This is a genomic window from Paracoccus wurundjeri (assembly GCF_030678915.1).
Lineage (GTDB): Bacteria > Pseudomonadota > Alphaproteobacteria > Rhodobacterales > Rhodobacteraceae > Paracoccus > Paracoccus onubensis_A.
The window spans coordinates 1-14,030 of the sequence record NZ_JAUUTZ010000013.1 but is presented as its reverse complement, the minus strand read 5'-3'; the positions used below and the strand labels follow the sequence as shown (position 1 = coordinate 14,030).

The window sequence follows — 14,030 nt, the reverse complement described above, 5'->3', positions numbered from 1 at the left end:
GGCTTTTTTGTTGGTAAGGTGATGGAGGTGGGAATGGGATTGTTTTCACGACGAAAGGAGCAGGCCGCGCCCGAGCGCAAGGCCAGCGCGGCGGGCCGGATCGCGGCCTTGGTGGCGGGTTCGGGAAGGGCGGTCTGGTCGGCTCGGGATATCGGCAGCCTGACGAGGGGCGGCTTTGCCGGGAATCCGGTCGGGTTCCGATGCGTCAGGCTGATATCCGAGGCGGCGGCGGCGGTGCCTTTGATCTGCATGGCGGATGGCGCGCGGCAGGAACTGCATCCGGTGCTGGATCTGCTGCGCAGGCCCAATCCGGGGCAGGGGCGGGCCGAGCTGTTCGAGGCGCTGTATGGGCAGCTTCTGCTGTCGGGGAACGGATATCTGGAGGCGGTCGGGCTGCGCGGCGACGGGTTGCCGGAGGAATTGCATGTGCTTCGATCCGACCGGGTCAGCGTGGTGCCGGGGGAGGATGGCTGGCCGGTGGCCTATGAATATGCGCTGGGCGGGCGGAAGCATCGGTTCGATATGAACGGGGCGGTCGATCCGGTCTGTCATATCAAGAGTTTCCATCCGCTGGACGATCATTACGGTCTGAGCCCGATGCAGGCGGCGGCGGTGGCGCTGGATGTGCATAACGCCGCAAGCGCCTGGTCCAAGGCGTTGCTGGACAATGCGGCGCGGCCTTCGGGGGCGATCGTCTACAAGGGTGTCGATGGGCAGGGGGTGCTGGCGCCCGAGCAATATGACCGGCTGGTCGGCGAGATCGAAATGAACCATCAGGGCGCGCGCAATGCCGGGCGGCCGATGTTGCTGGAAGGCGGGCTGGACTGGAAGCAGATGGGGTTCAGCCCCTCGGACATGGAGTTCCATCAGACCAAGCTGGCGGCGGCGCGCGAGATCGCGCTGGCCTTCGGGGTGCCGCCGATGTTGCTGGGGATTCCGGGGGATGCGACCTATGCGAATTATGCCGAGGCGCATCGGGCATTCTATCGGCTGACGGTATTGCCCCTGGCGGCGAAGGTCGCGGACGGGGTGGCCTGGTGGCTGGCGCAGCATATGGGCGGGGCGCTGGTGTTGCGGCCCGATCCGGACGGGGTTGCGGCGCTGGCGGATGAGCGGGACCGGCAGTGGAAGCGGATCGGCGAGGCTGCGTTCCTGAGCGATGCCGAGAAGCGGGCGCTTCTGGGGCTGGCCGCGGATCATGAGGAGTGAGGCAATGGAACATACGCGGTTCGGCGAGCATCCGGGCGTCTGGCATGACGCGCGGCTGGAAGCGCAGGAGCGGATCATGGCGCTGCAATTCGGCACGATGGAAAAGCGGCTGGAGCGGATCGAGGCGATGATCCTGGGGTTGGAGAAGCGCCTGTGGATGACGGTTTACGGCGTGGTTGCCGTGATCCTGACGCAGGCGGTGCAGGGCATATTGGAATATGCGCCGAAAGGAGTGTGACGGATGGTTCCGGGGCTAGAGGTGAAATTCGCGCAGGATGCGAGCCTGTCGGGTGACGGGCAGGTGATCGAGGGCTATGCCAGCCGGTTCGGGGTGATGGATCAGGGCGGCGATACGGTATTGCCGGAGGCGTTTGCCGCCGGGCTGACGCGACTGGCCGAAAGGGGCGGCAAGGTTCGGATGCTGTGGCAGCATGATCCGGCGGCGCCCATCGGCGTCTGGGAGGAGCTGCGCGAGGATGGGACCGGGCTATGGGTGCGGGGACGGCTGTTGCCCGACATTGCCCGGGCGCGGGAGGCGGCTGCGCTGATCAGGGCGGGGGCGATCGAGGGATTGTCGATCGGCTATCGCGCCATCCGTGCGGAGCGCGACCGGAAAGGGCGGCGGATGCTGGCCGAGGTCGAGCTTTGGGAGGTTTCGCTGGTGACATTTCCCATGTTGCCCGAGGCGCGTGTCGGGCGGAAGGATAATGGGGAGATGCGGGCGCTGGCCGAGCTGTTCGGCGATGCGGCGAAGATGTTGCGCGGGGTTCGGACGTCGCCTGCTGTGGTGGCCATTTAAGGAAAAAGCCACGACAGCAGCGGCCGCAATCGCGGTGAACGTTGCGGCAAGGGTGAGGAAGCGGCAGGGGCTGCGGCACAGGAAAGGCCGCAGCGGCCATAATCGGAAAAGGAGAAGAGGATGACCGAGGCACAGGCCACGGAGGGCGGCAGCATGTCCGATGAGGTGAAGGGCGCCGTCATGGGATTCGTGAAGGAACTTGGCGAATTTCGCAACGATATCAGCAACAGACTAAAAAGACAGGAAGAACAGATGAGCATGCTTGAACGCAAGAACAATTTCCGCACCCGTGCGCCCTTGTCCGGCGCTGCCGAGCGGGAGTTGCCGCATCAGAAGGCGTTCAACGCCTATCTGCGCAATGGTGACGATGACGGGCTGCGCGGAATGGCGGTCGAGGAGAAGGGCCTGACCGTGGCGGGCGACGGTGGTTTTCTTGCCGCGCCCCGGGTTGCCGAGACGGTGCAGGGGGTGCTGCATCAGGGTGCCTCGTTGCGCAAGCTGGCCAATGTGGTCACGGTGGAAGCGCTGGCCTATGAGGTGCTGGTGGACAAGGGCGAGCCCGGCGCGGGCTGGGCGACCGAAGAGGCAAGCGCCGAGACCGAGGCGGGCGGGATCGAGCGGATCACCATTCCGGTGCATGAATTGTCGGCCATGCCCAAGGCGAGCCAGCGATTGCTGGATGATGCGGCATTCGATGTCGAGGGGTGGCTGGCCGAGCGCATTGCCGACAAATTCGCGCGTTCCGAAGCGGCGGCGTTCATTCATGGCGATGGCGTGGCCAAGCCGCGCGGCATCCTGTCATATCCGCTGAAGCCGAACGCGGTTGCGGGTGATGGCGAGATCGGTACCGTCAATGCCGGCGGGACGGGGGATTTCAGCTCTACCGCGCCGGCTGACAGTCTGCTTGATCTGATTTACGCTCTGGATGCGCAATACCGGGCTAATGCGCGTTTCGTGATGAATTCGAAAACCGCTGCGCGGATCCGCAAGATGAAGGATGCCGATGGGCGGTTTTTGTGGGGCGATGCGCTTGCGCAGGGGCAAAGCGCACAATTGCTGGGTTATCCGGTGCTGATCAGCGAGGATATGCCCGATGTGGGGCTTGACGCGACTCCTATAGCGTTTGGCGATATCCGGGCCGCTTACACGATTGTCGAGCGTCCCGATCTGCGCGTGCTGCGTGATCCGTTCAGTGCGAAGCCGCATGTCCTGTTCTACGCGACCAAGCGCGTGGGCGGCGGCGTGACCGATTTCCGCGCGATCAAACTGTTGAAATTCGCCTGATCCGCTGAGGTTCGGGCGAAGGAGGGGCCGCGCCGGGGTATCGGGGATCCCGGCTGAAGCACCTGTCCGCGCGATTGATTGCCGGTGCGCGGGCGCGGCCTTTTTTTGGCGGAAAAGAAAGGCGGGGTCCGGTGTGGCCCCGCCTTTGTCATGAGGTAGCGGGCAAGTATCAGACGGGAGGTTCGGGAATGCTGCTGAGAGAAGAGGCGGTGGTGGCAGCGGTGGATATGCTGCCGGTTGAGAATTTGCGTGCGCATCTGCGGCTGGCCTCTGGCTTTGGGGAGGTGGATGACGGTGCCGAGGCCACGGCGCTGGCCGGGTTTCTTCGGGCGGCGATCGCCTCGGTCGAGGCGCGAACGGGCAAGGTATTGCTTCGGAGGCGCTTTGTCATGCGGCTGGATGACTGGCGTGACCGGATGGGACAGGCTTTGCCCCTTGCCCCGGTGATTTCGGTAGAGGGGATCTGGATCGAGGGCCCGCAGGAGCAGGCGGTCGAGATTCCGCGGGCAGCCTGGCGGTTGCTGCCCGATAATGACCGTCCGGTGATCCGTCCTGCGGGGGTGATGCTGCCGCATGTTCCCCGGCTGGGATCGGTGGTGATCCGGTTCACGGCAGGGTTCGGCGCAACCTGGCAGGAGGTGCCCGCCGATCTGGCGCAGGCGGTGCTGATGCTGGCGGCGCAGTTTTACGAGGATCGCGGGATGACGGATCGCGCGGCCGGGCTGCCCTTTGGTGTGAGCGCGCTGATCGAGCGGTGGCGCACGGTCAGGACCTTGGCGGGGCGCGGGGCGCGGCGATGAGCGGGCCGGGCGCGATGGTCCGGCTGGCGCTGGAAGCTGCCTTGCGGGTCGATGATGGCGCGGGCGGGTATCGGGTGACGTGGCGGCGGCTGGGCTGGCTATGGGGCGCGATGGATGCGGGGACCGGGCGCGAGCGGGGTGCGCAGGTCGGGCCGGAAAGTGTGGTGCGCTGGCGGATTGCCGTGCGCGGCGCGGCTGTGGGCGATCCGCGGCGGCCGGTGGCCGGGCAGCGGTTCCGGCTGGGCGCGCGGCTGTTCCGCATCGCGGCGGTGGCAGAGCGGGATCGGGCGGGGCGCTGGCTGGATTGTTTCGCAACAGAGGAGAACGGGGCATGAGTTACGCCGCAGGGCAGGCGCTGCAGGCTGCCATATATCAGCATTTGCGGGTGGATGCGGCACTGGCCGCGAAGGTGGGCGATGCGATTTTCGACGCCATGCCGGCGCAGCCGCCATCCGGTGTGCATGTGGCGCTTGGGCCGGAAATCATGCGCGATGCGAGCGATGCCAGCGCGGGGGGCGCAGTGCATGAGTTCGAAATCGCGGTGCTTGAGGGCGTCGAGGCCGGCGGCGGCTTTGCCGCGGTCAAGGAGGCCGCCGCCGCGGTGAGCGAGGCGCTGGAAGGCGCTGCGCTGGTGCCTGAACGGGGGCATCTGGTGGGGATATGGCTGCTGCGCACTCGGGCGCGGCGGGTGGAAAATGGCGGGGCGCGGCGGGTCGATCTGACCTTTCGCGCCCGGATCGATCTGGGTTGAGGAGTATTACCGATGGCGGTGCAGAACGGACGTGATCTGTTGATCCGAATGGATATCACGGGAGATGGCGGTTTCGAGACGGTGGCGGGCCTGCGGGCCACGCGGCTGAGTTTCAATGCCGAAACGGTGGATGTGACCTCGCTTGAGAGCGAGGGGGGCTGGCGCGAATTGCTGGGCGGGGCCGGGGTAAGGAGTGCCTCGGTTTCCGGCTCGGGCGTGTTTCGGGATGCCCCGAGCGATGCCCGCGCGAGGCAGGCGTTTTTCGATGGCGAGATCCCGCGCTGTCAGGTGGTGATCCCGGATTTCGGTGTGGTCGAGGGGCCGTTTCAGATCGCAGGCCTGGAATATGCGGGCAGCTATAACGGCGAGGCGAATTACGAGTTGTCGCTGATCTCGGCGGGCGCGCTGAGCTTCGTGGCGCTGTGATGGCCAATCCGATGGCGGGAGAGGTCGGGATCGTGCTGGACGGCCAGCCGGTCACGGCGAAGCTGACGCTTGGCGCGCTGGCTGAGCTTGAGGCCGGACTGGCGGAGGCGCCGGGGGACGGAGGGCTGATGGCGCTGATCGGGCGGTTCGAGACCGGGGCGTTTTCGCAACGCGATGTGCTGGCGGTTCTGGTGGCTGGATTGCGGGGCGGGGGCTGGCAGGGCGGCGTGACTGATTTGCTGACGGTCGAGATCGGCGGCGGACCTGCGGGCGCGGCGCGTGTAGCGGCAGAACTGCTGCTGCGGGCGTTCCGGGGGGCGGAATGAGCAGGAGGCTGGACTGGGCGGGGATGATGCGGGCCGGGATGCGGGGGCTGGGATTGCGGCCGGATCAGTTCTGGATGCTGACGCCTTTTGAACTGGCGTTGATGCTGGGTGTCGAGACGCGGGGTGGTGAGATGACGCGGGCGCGGCTGGAAGAACTGGCGGAGCGGTATGGCGAGGGCAAGGGGGCGCTGCCCCCTCGCAGCTGACGCTCCTCACCCCTGAGGTATTTTCAGCAAAGAAGAAGGGGGCGGATGATGGGCAAGGAGTTGCGGATGGCGGATGTGGATTTGGCCGCTGACGGCGGTGGATACCGGGCGGAGCGTGAAGCGGAGGCGTTCCGGCGGGAGATGGCGGAATTGCGGCGCGCGATGGCGCTGACCTCGGGCGAGGTCGGGGCGCTGAGCCGGGGGATCGGAGCCGGGCTAAGGGATGCGCTGGACGATCTGGTGAAGGACGGGGCGAAACTGTCGGATGTATTGCGCGGGATCGGGCGGAGCATTGCCGACACGCTGTTCAGGGCGGCGACGCGGCCCGCGACCGATGCGCTGGGCGATGTGTTGGGGCAAGGCGTTGGAGCGGCGTTGTCGGGTGGTTTCACGCAGGAGCGGGTGCAGCCCTTTGCAAAGGGTGGCGTATTGTCGGGGCCGGTGCGCTTTCCGATGCGGGATGGCACCGGGCTGGCGGGCGAGGCGGGGCCGGAGGCGATCATGCCGTTGGCGCGGGGTGCCGACGGGCGGCTGGGCGTTGCCGCGAGTGGTGGGGGGCGGCAGGTGAATGTCGTGTTTCATGTCAACACTCCGGATGCGGAGGGATTCCGGCGCAGTCAGGGCCAGATCGCCGCGCAAATGCGCCGGGCGTTGACGCGCGGGGAGCGGAATTTGTGATCGGGAGGCAGGTATGGCATTTCATGAAGTAAGATTTCCGGCGCATTTGTCCTTTGGATCAGTCGGGGGGCCGGAGCGGAAGACCGAGATTGTCGCCCTGGCAAGCGGTCATGAAGAGCGGAACACGCCCTGGGCGCATGCGCGGCGGCGTTATGATGCCGGGATGGGGCTGCGTTCGCTGGACGATATGGCGGCGGTGGTGGAATTTTTCGAAGCCCGGGCCGGACGGCTGCATGGGTTCCGCTGGAAGGATTGGGCGGATTACAAGAGTTGCGTGCCGTCGCGGTCGCCCGGTTTCGAGGATCAGCAGATCGGTGTGGGCGATGGGGTCACGCGGCGATTTCAGTTGATCAAGCGGTATCAGTCCGGCCCGGGACAGTATGAGCGGCCGGTGATGAAGCCGGTCGCGGGATCGGTGCGGGCCGGTATTGCCGGGGACGAATTGTTTCCCGAGGATGGTTTCGAGCTGGATCATGCGCGTGGAGAGATCATATTCGCGGCGCCCCCCGGTATCGGGGCCAGCGTAACGGCGGGATATGAGTTCGATGTGCCGGTGCGGTTCGATACCGATCGGCTTGCGGTTTCGATGGCATCGTTTCAGGCGGGCGAAATCCCCGAGATTCCGGTGGTGGAGATACGGCTGTGATCGCGGCGACGAAGGCGCGGGCATGGGCTGTGCGGCGGGCTGACGGGCTGGTGCTTGGCTTTACCGATCATGATGGCGAATTGCGGTTCGAGGGCATCCGCTTTCGTCCCGATCACGGGATGACGGCGCGGGTGTTGGTGCAGGCAACCGGGCTGTCGGTGGATAATTCCGAGGCCGAAGGGGCATTGAGCGACGCGGCGATTTCCGAAACGGATCTGATGGCCGGGCGCTGGGACGATGCCGGGATCCGGCTTTGGGAGGTGGATTGGACGGATGTGTCCCGCAGGCAGTTGCTGTTTCGGGGGACATTGGGCGAGGTGACGCGCGTGGCGGGCGTCTTTCGCGCGGAGTTACGGGGTCTGTCGGAAGCTTTGGCTGCATCGTCCGGGCGGGTGTTTCACCGTCGATGCGCCGCTCAACTGGGTGACGGGGAATGCGGGGTAAGGCTAACGGATGCAAATCTGTCGGTCGCGCTTGTGATCGGGGAGGTGGAGGGTAGCCGGTTGTTCCGCTTTGCCGCGGGTTCCGGCGCCGGTGACGGCTGGTTCGAATATGGGGCGCTGGAGATGCTGAGCGGTGCGGCTGCCGGGCTGCGTGGGGCGATCCGGCGCGATCGTCCGATGCCGGACGGCAGGAGGCAGATCGAGTTGTGGAACGGGTTAGCGGTCAGGCCGCGCGCGGGCGACCGGGTCCGGCTTGTGGCGGGCTGTGACAAAAGCGCCCGGACATGCCGGGAGAAATTCGATAATTTCCTGAATTTCCGTGGCTTCCCGCATCTGCCGCCGGAGGATTGGCTGATCGCGCCGCAGACAGGGGGCCGGAATGAGTGATCGGGTGGTGGCGCTTGCGCGGGAATGGCTGGGGACGCCCTATCTTCATCAGGGAAGCCTGAAAGCGGGCGGGACGGATTGTCTTGGGCTGATCCGGGGCATCTGGCGCGCGCTTTACGGTGTGGAGCCGGAAATCCCGCCCGCCTATATGCCCGATTGGGGCGAGATCGGCCGGGAGGAAATCCTGTGGATGGCGGCGATGCGGCATTTGCTGCCGGTATCCCGGGAGGAGGCGTGGCGTCCGGGGCAGGTGCTGCTGTTCCGGATGCGCAGGGGCGCGATTGCAAAGCATCTGGGGATCCTGAGTGGCGCGGGAAGAATCATCCATGCCTATCAGGGACATGGCGTGATCGAGAGTCCGCTGGGCGCCCCATGGCGCGAGAAGGTCGTGGCACGGTTCCGCTTTCCCTGAAGCGTCGCGGGGTTAGGGACTGCGAGGGGCAGCCGTTCGGGGCAGGAATTGGCCGGGTGATACCTGCCGGTCGAAATGTGATTCAGGGAAGGAGGCCGCGATGGCCACAATCGTATTGTCCGCTTTGGGTTCGGCCATTGGCGGCAGCGCCGGCGGCAGTGTGCTTGGCTTGTCCGGGGCGGTTATCGGGCGGGCGGCCGGAGCAGTGGCTGGGCGGGTTCTGGATCAGCGTCTGCTGGGGGCCGGATCGGCTGCGGTTGAAACCGGGCGGCTGGATCGGCTGCGGCTGCAATCCGCGGGCGAGGGCGTGGCATTGCCCTGTCTTTGGGGGCAGATGCGGATGCCGGGGCATGTCATCTGGGCGTCGAAGCTTGAGGAAATCCGGCAGAGCGAGGGTGGCGGCAAGGGTGCGCCGAAACCGCGGGTGACGGAAGTCAGCTATCGGCTTTCCGTCGCTTTGGCGCTTTGCGAAGGGCGGATTCTGGGGGTTGGCCGCGTTTGGGCGGATGGCGAGGAAATCGCGGGATCCGAGCTGAATATGCGGGTTTATCCCGGCGACGGAGAGCAGATCCCCGATCCGGCGATTGCCGCGCATGAGGGTGAGAACGCCCCTGCCTATCGTGGCGTGGCCTATGTCGTGCTTGAGGATCTGGAGCTGTCGCGATGGGGCAACCGGATGCCGCAGCTGAGTTTCGAGGTGACGAGGCCGGCGCAGGACGGCACCGGACTGGCCGCCGATGTCGAGGCGGTGGCGATGATTCCGGGCAGCGGGGAATATGCGCTGGCGACGAGTCCGGTCTCGCTGGATCTGGGGCTGGGGGAGCGGCGCTCGGTCAATGTCAATACGCCGATGGGGGGCACGGATTTCCTGGCCTCGCTGGATGTGCTGGGACGGGAATTGCCCCGGGCGGGTTCGGTCTCGCTGGTGGTGTCGTGGTTCGGGGACGATCTGCGGATCAACCGCTGCTCGCTGAGGCCGAAGGTTGAGAACCGCGAGGATGGCGAAGGCAGTGAAATGCCGTGGCAGGCGGGCGGGATCGGCCGTGTGGAGGCGATGGAGGTCTCGAAGCGCGAGGGACGGCCGGTTTATGGCGGCACGCCAGCGGATCAGTCGGTGATCGAGGCATTGCGGGCGATTTCGGATTCAGGCCGGAAGGCGATGTTCTGCCCCTTTATCCTGATGGAGCAGCAAGCGGGTAATGGGTTGCCTGATCCCTATGGCCGCAGCGAGCAGCCTGTCATGCCGTGGCGCGGGCGGATCACGACATCTGTCGCGGAGGGGCGGGATGGCTCGCCCGACGGGACGGAAGCGGCGCGCGAGGAGGTCGCGGCGTTCTTTGGGCGTGCTGCGCCGGAGGATTTCCGGCGTGACGGTGGCCGGATCCTGTATCACGGGCCGGAGGAGTGGTCCTATCGCCGGTTCATCCTGCATAATGCTCATCTTTGCGCAGAGGCGGGCGGGGTGGATGCGTTTCTGATCGGTTCGGAAATGGTCGGGATGACGCGGATACGGGGCGCGGGGAACAGCTATCCCGCCGTTGCGGAACTGCGCCGGTTGGCGGCGGATGTGCGGGCGGTGCTGGGGCCGCAGGTCAGGATCAGTTACGGGGCCGACTGGTCCGAATATTTCGGGCATCATCCGGGAGGCGGGGAGCTGTTCTTTCATCTCGACCCGCTATGGGCGGATGAGAATATCGATTTCGTGGCGATCGACAATTACATGCCGCTGTCCGACTGGCGGGATGGCGACGCGCATCTGGACGCGCATTGGGGGCGGATCGACAATCCGGAATACCTGCGGGCCAATGTCATGGGAGGTGAGGGGTTCGACTGGTATTACGCCTCGGATCGGGATCGGGAGGCGCAGATCCGCAGCCCGATCACGGACGGGGCCTATGATGAGCCGTGGGTCTGGCGTTACAAGGATATTCGAAGTTGGTGGTATAACCGGCATTACGATCGTCCGGGCGGGATGCGTGCGGTTGAGCCGACCGCATGGGTGCCGGAATCGAAGCCGGTCTGGTTCGCGGAATTCGGTTGCGCGGCTTTGGACAAGGCGACGAACCAGCCGAACAAGTTCCTGGATGCGGCGAGTTCGGAAAGCGAATTGCCCCGTTATTCGGATGGGCGGCGCGACGATGGCCTGCAAGCGGCGGCGATCCGGGCGGTGATGGATTACTGGCGAGATCCGGCGAACAATCCGCCGATGAAGGGCGGAGGGCGGATGGTCGATGTCAGCCGTGCGCATGTCTGGTGCTGGGATGCGCGGCCATATCCGGCATTTCCCGCCCGCCGCGATCTGTGGAGCGACGGCCCCGCATGGGAGCGGGGGCACTGGCTGAATGGACGCGCGGGGGCGGTTCCGCTGGCCTCGGTGGTGGGCGATATCTGCCGCCGGGCCGGGGCGAGGGCTTTCGATACGCGCGGTTTGTCGGGCGTGGTGCGCGGCTATCGGCTGAATGGCAACGAGACCGGGCGGGCGGCATTGCAGCCGCTGATGCTGAGTTACGGCTTTGACGCGGTAGAGCGTGACGGCGCGTTGCGTTTCATCATGCGGGGCGATGGGGTGACGGCGGAGATTGCCCCCGAGGATATGGCGGTGGCCGACGGCATCGGGGGATTCGAGGTCACCCGCGCCGCTGGTGCCGAAATGACTGGTCGACTGAGGCTGACGCATATCGAGGCCGGCGGGGATTATGCGGCGGTAACTGCCGAGGCGGTGCTGCAGGATGCCGGGCAGGGCCATGTCTCCGACAGCGAGATGCCGATACTTCTGACGCGGGGCGAGGCGCAGGCAATCGCCGGACGATGGCTTGCCGAGGCGCAGGTATCGAAGGAGACGGCGCGGTTCGCCCTGCCGCCTTCGCGTTCCGGTCTTGGCCCGGGGGATGTTTTGCGCCTTGGGCAAAAAGGCAGGGCGGGCCAATGCTGGCGTATCGACCGGGTCGAGCGTGCCGGGGCAATTCTGATCGATGCGGTGCGGGTCGAGGCGGGAGTTTATCTGCCCGCAGAGATACCCGCGGACGAGCCCGCGATCCGCCCCTATATCGCGCCGGTCCCGGTCTTGCCGGTCATGATGGACCTGCCGCTGATGCGTGGCGATGAGGTGCCTTATGCGCCCTATCTGGCGATTGCGGCCCGTCCATGGCCGGGACCGGTCGCCGCCTATATGTCGGTTGAGCAGGAGGGCGGGTTCGATCTGAACCTGATCCTGCGGAAAGCTGCGGTGGTCGGGCGCACGCTGGCGCCTCTTGCCCGTGCCCGTCCGGGGGTGATCGACCGGGCTGCGCCCTTGCGGTTGCAGATCAAGGGCGGGCAGTTGCGCTCGGTCGGGGCGCGGGCGCTGCTGTCGGGGGCCAATCTGATGGCGATCGGGGATGGCTCGCCGCAAGGCTGGGAGTTGATGCAATTCGCCCGCGCGCAGCCGCTGGGCGGCGATATATGGGCAATCAGTGAGCGTCTGCGGGGGCAGGCAGGGACGGATGCGGTCATGCCGCGCGAGTGGCCGGAAGGCTCGCTGGTGGTTCTGATGGATGGCGCGGCGCGGCAGGTGGCGATGCCGCCCTCGGCGCGGGGGCAGGAAAGGCATTGGCGGATCGGTCCGGCGCGACGGGCGCCCGACGATACGAGCCATGTCAGCCTGACGGTGACCGCGCAGGGGATCGGGTTGCGGCCCTATGCGCCCTGTCATCTGCGGATCGAGGGGCGGCGCATCGGCTGGATACGGCGGACCCGGATCGATGGCGATGACTGGAGCGGACGGGACGTGCCGCTGGGCGAGTCGGAGGAGGTTTATCTTCTGCGATTGCGGCGGGGGCCTGAGCTTTTGCATCAAAGTGAGGTGACGGCGCCCGAATATGAGGTGCCGGAACGGATATGGCTGGCCGCGAAGGCTGGCGGGGCCTTTACGGTCGAGGTTGCCCAGATGTCGGCGCGTTTCGGCGCCGGCCCATTTGTCAGGAGGAATGTCGATGGAAACGAATGACACGGCGCGGCTGGGATTGCCGCTGTTGCAACCCGCGCAGGCGCAGAAACATGTGACGGTGAACGAAGCGCTTTTGCGGCTTGATGGCATGGTCAATCTGGTTCTTCAAAGCCTTGATCTGTCCGTGCCGCCCATCAGCGCGACGGAGGGGCAATGCTGGGGGGTTCCCGCCCGCGCCGAGGGCGCATGGACCGGGCACGAAGGCAGGATCGCGGTCGCGGCGAATGGTGGCTGGGTTTTTCTGCCCGCGCTGGCGGGGATGCGGGGCTTTGTTCTGGATCGCGGCGTGGAGGCGGTTCATGACGGTTCGGATTGGGTTTCCGGAGCATTGACGCTTGGCGGGCAGGGTTCGGGGCTTGTCGCCGGAATGGCCGAGGGCGAATTCACGGTGGAGCAGGGAACGCGCGTCACGACCCCGGTGGTCATTCCGGCGGGTGTGATGGTCATCGGAGCAGTGGCGCGGGTGGTCGAAGAACTGGGCGGATCGCTGACCGGCTGGCGTTTGGGTTCCGGCGAGGCCGAGGATCGTTTCGGCAAGGGGCTTGGCACCGGCAGGGGTTCCTGGGCGCGGGGACTTCTGGGGGTTCCGACAGCCTATTATGAGGCCGAGCATCTGATCATGACGGCCGAGAACGGCGCCTTCGATGGCGGCCGCGTGCGGCTGGCCGTGCATTGGCTTGAATTGCGGCTTCCGGGAGTGGGAGGGTGATGCGGTGATGGGGGCCGGTTGGTGGGCGGGAGAAAATAAAAGCTGAACTGTTCCGGATTCGGAACGGTCTGGAGGGGAAAATTTATGGACCGCTGGAGATCTGCCCGGAGGTCTCCGTTAACCACGATTCGGACTGTTAACCATGATTCGGGAATGTGTTTTTGTGTCGAGAAATGACATTTTCAAGAAAAGGAAAAATTTCTTGGAAGTAGTTATTGCGATTTACGGTTTTCGGCGGATAGTTTAGTTTTCAATAGGTATGACGTGGCTTATTATCAGTTTCTCGCTTTTAAAAAATCAGATGTAACTTATTATGGATCGAATAATCTCAGTTCGGCATCGTCTGTTTATCTTCCTTCATCGAACGGGATAACAATTTATATCAGCGATGGGGATGTTATCGGTAATTCGTCGATCGATCCGGGCGAAGCCGATGTCTCGCTATCGCCTCTGGTCCCGCAACCTTCTGGCAGTATCGCCGTGCCCGATACGGATCAGTTGCTTGGCCAGGACATTCCTTGGCATGCTGCCGGTGAACAGGTCTATGTTACCGCGGCGAGATCGGTCGATCTTCCGGGAGGGGATTTGGATGACGCGAAAATTATCGAATTCACGATTGGCTCCGAAACATTTGTAACTGCGGTCCATACGAGGCTTTCGCCATACACCGATTCCGATCTGTTGGATAAGGAGTTGAAAGTTACCGATTGGGCCAATTCCGAATATCCATGGCGAGAACAATATGATCAATTATTGGGTAACTACTATGCCCCAGATATATTGGGCGGTAAAATCACCTGCTTCACCCTTGGCACCCTGATCGAAACAAACGAAGGCAACAAACCCATCGAGGAACTCCAGCCCGGCGACCTGATCGCCACCATGGATGACGGCTATCAGCCCATCCGCTGGATCGGCCACACCACCCGCGACGCTATCGATCTGGCCCGGAACCCGAAGCTGAAACCG

17 protein-coding genes are annotated in these 14,030 nt (G+C 65.0%); all 17 read left to right on the top strand.

What is annotated here, in order from left to right:
* Positions 1 to 33 precede the first annotated feature (33 nt).
* Positions 34 to 1,209: a phage portal protein gene (locus Q0601_RS13775; protein WP_305290427.1), complete on the top strand. Its 1,176-nt coding sequence runs from the start codon at positions 34 to 36 to the stop codon at positions 1,207 to 1,209.
* Between the two features lie 4 nt (positions 1,210 to 1,213).
* Positions 1,214 to 1,447: a GTA head formation protein, RCAP_rcc01685 family gene (locus Q0601_RS13770; RefSeq protein WP_305290426.1), complete on the top strand. Its 234-nt coding sequence runs from the start codon at positions 1,214 to 1,216 to the stop codon at positions 1,445 to 1,447.
* A 3-nt stretch (positions 1,448 to 1,450) separates the two neighbouring features.
* Positions 1,451 to 2,008, top strand: coding sequence for an HK97 family phage prohead protease (locus Q0601_RS13765; RefSeq protein ID WP_305290425.1), 558 nt, complete (start codon positions 1,451 to 1,453; stop codon positions 2,006 to 2,008).
* Positions 2,009 to 2,128: 120 nt separating this feature from the next.
* Complete coding sequence (locus Q0601_RS13760; protein ID WP_305290423.1) at positions 2,129 to 3,292, top strand: phage major capsid protein; 1,164 nt, start codon at positions 2,129 to 2,131, stop codon at positions 3,290 to 3,292.
* Between the two features lie 188 nt (positions 3,293 to 3,480).
* Positions 3,481 to 4,092: a head-tail connector protein gene (locus Q0601_RS13755; RefSeq protein ID WP_305290422.1), complete on the top strand. Its 612-nt coding sequence runs from the start codon at positions 3,481 to 3,483 to the stop codon at positions 4,090 to 4,092.
* Complete coding sequence (locus Q0601_RS13750) at positions 4,089 to 4,427, top strand: head-tail adaptor protein (protein ID WP_305290421.1); 339 nt, start codon at positions 4,089 to 4,091, stop codon at positions 4,425 to 4,427. Before Q0601_RS13755 ends, Q0601_RS13750 begins: the two co-directional genes overlap by 4 nt.
* Positions 4,424 to 4,843, top strand: a complete 420-nt coding sequence (locus Q0601_RS13745; protein ID WP_305290420.1) for a DUF3168 domain-containing protein — start codon at positions 4,424 to 4,426, stop codon at positions 4,841 to 4,843. Before Q0601_RS13750 ends, Q0601_RS13745 begins: the two co-directional genes overlap by 4 nt.
* Before the next feature lie 12 nt (positions 4,844 to 4,855).
* Positions 4,856 to 5,269, top strand: coding sequence for a phage major tail protein, TP901-1 family (locus Q0601_RS13740; protein ID WP_305290419.1), 414 nt, complete (start codon positions 4,856 to 4,858; stop codon positions 5,267 to 5,269).
* A complete protein-coding gene (locus Q0601_RS13735) occupies positions 5,269 to 5,595 on the top strand; it encodes a gene transfer agent family protein (protein ID WP_305290418.1) in 327 nt (108 codons plus the stop codon). Before Q0601_RS13740 ends, Q0601_RS13735 begins: the two co-directional genes overlap by 1 nt.
* On the top strand, positions 5,592 to 5,801 hold the full coding sequence (locus Q0601_RS13730; RefSeq protein ID WP_305290417.1) for a phage tail assembly chaperone: 210 nt from the start codon (positions 5,592 to 5,594) through the stop codon (positions 5,799 to 5,801). Before Q0601_RS13735 ends, Q0601_RS13730 begins: the two co-directional genes overlap by 4 nt.
* A 45-nt stretch (positions 5,802 to 5,846) precedes the next feature.
* A complete protein-coding gene (locus Q0601_RS13725) occupies positions 5,847 to 6,479 on the top strand; it encodes a phage tail tape measure protein (protein WP_305290416.1) in 633 nt (210 codons plus the stop codon).
* Between the two features lie 13 nt (positions 6,480 to 6,492).
* Entirely contained in the window at positions 6,493 to 7,125 is a 633-nt protein-coding gene (locus tag Q0601_RS13720) for a DUF2460 domain-containing protein (protein WP_305290415.1), read from the top strand.
* A complete protein-coding gene (locus Q0601_RS13715) occupies positions 7,122 to 7,955 on the top strand; it encodes a DUF2163 domain-containing protein (protein ID WP_370656138.1) in 834 nt (277 codons plus the stop codon). Before Q0601_RS13720 ends, Q0601_RS13715 begins: the two co-directional genes overlap by 4 nt.
* Positions 7,948 to 8,367: an NlpC/P60 family protein gene (locus tag Q0601_RS13710; protein WP_305290414.1), complete on the top strand. Its 420-nt coding sequence runs from the start codon at positions 7,948 to 7,950 to the stop codon at positions 8,365 to 8,367. The genes Q0601_RS13715 and Q0601_RS13710 overlap by 8 nt, the downstream gene beginning before the upstream one ends.
* 100 nt (positions 8,368 to 8,467) lie before the next feature.
* The gene (locus Q0601_RS13705) at positions 8,468 to 12,352 is read left to right on the top strand and encodes a baseplate multidomain protein megatron (RefSeq protein ID WP_305290413.1); all 3,885 of its coding nucleotides are present in this window, start codon (positions 8,468 to 8,470) and stop codon (positions 12,350 to 12,352) included.
* Positions 12,339 to 13,061, top strand: coding sequence for a DUF2793 domain-containing protein (locus Q0601_RS13700; protein ID WP_305290412.1), 723 nt, complete (start codon positions 12,339 to 12,341; stop codon positions 13,059 to 13,061). The genes Q0601_RS13705 and Q0601_RS13700 overlap by 14 nt, the downstream gene beginning before the upstream one ends.
* A gap of 264 nt (positions 13,062 to 13,325) precedes the next feature.
* The coding region (locus tag Q0601_RS13695) for a Hint domain-containing protein (RefSeq protein WP_305290411.1) at positions 13,326 to 14,030 on the top strand (705 nt) is incomplete at its 3' end.

What these genes read in the sequence shown, in the direction of transcription:
- Q0601_RS13745 (WP_305290420.1), top strand. Translation starts at nt 4,424, where the DNA reads ATGAGTTACGCCGCAGGGCAGGCGCTGCAGGCTGCCATATATCAGCAT.
- Q0601_RS13710 (WP_305290414.1), top strand. Translation starts at nt 7,948, where the DNA reads ATGAGTGATCGGGTGGTGGCGCTTGCGCGGGAATGGCTGGGGACGCCC.
- Q0601_RS13730 (WP_305290417.1), top strand. Translation starts at nt 5,592, where the DNA reads ATGAGCAGGAGGCTGGACTGGGCGGGGATGATGCGGGCCGGGATGCGG.
- Q0601_RS13760 (WP_305290423.1), top strand. Translation starts at nt 2,129, where the DNA reads ATGACCGAGGCACAGGCCACGGAGGGCGGCAGCATGTCCGATGAGGTG.
- Q0601_RS13765 (WP_305290425.1), top strand. Translation starts at nt 1,451, where the DNA reads ATGGTTCCGGGGCTAGAGGTGAAATTCGCGCAGGATGCGAGCCTGTCG.
- Q0601_RS13705 (WP_305290413.1), top strand. Translation starts at nt 8,468, where the DNA reads ATGGCCACAATCGTATTGTCCGCTTTGGGTTCGGCCATTGGCGGCAGC.
- Q0601_RS13770 (WP_305290426.1), top strand. Translation starts at nt 1,214, where the DNA reads ATGGAACATACGCGGTTCGGCGAGCATCCGGGCGTCTGGCATGACGCG.
- Q0601_RS13725 (WP_305290416.1), top strand. Translation starts at nt 5,847, where the DNA reads ATGATGGGCAAGGAGTTGCGGATGGCGGATGTGGATTTGGCCGCTGAC.
- Q0601_RS13775 (WP_305290427.1), top strand. Translation starts at nt 34, where the DNA reads ATGGGATTGTTTTCACGACGAAAGGAGCAGGCCGCGCCCGAGCGCAAG.
- Q0601_RS13740 (WP_305290419.1), top strand. Translation starts at nt 4,856, where the DNA reads ATGGCGGTGCAGAACGGACGTGATCTGTTGATCCGAATGGATATCACG.
- Q0601_RS13750 (WP_305290421.1), top strand. Translation starts at nt 4,089, where the DNA reads ATGAGCGGGCCGGGCGCGATGGTCCGGCTGGCGCTGGAAGCTGCCTTG.
- Q0601_RS13700 (WP_305290412.1), top strand. Translation starts at nt 12,339, where the DNA reads ATGGAAACGAATGACACGGCGCGGCTGGGATTGCCGCTGTTGCAACCC.
- Q0601_RS13755 (WP_305290422.1), top strand. Translation starts at nt 3,481, where the DNA reads ATGCTGCTGAGAGAAGAGGCGGTGGTGGCAGCGGTGGATATGCTGCCG.
- Q0601_RS13735 (WP_305290418.1), top strand. Translation starts at nt 5,269, where the DNA reads ATGGCCAATCCGATGGCGGGAGAGGTCGGGATCGTGCTGGACGGCCAG.
- Q0601_RS13720 (WP_305290415.1), top strand. Translation starts at nt 6,493, where the DNA reads ATGGCATTTCATGAAGTAAGATTTCCGGCGCATTTGTCCTTTGGATCA.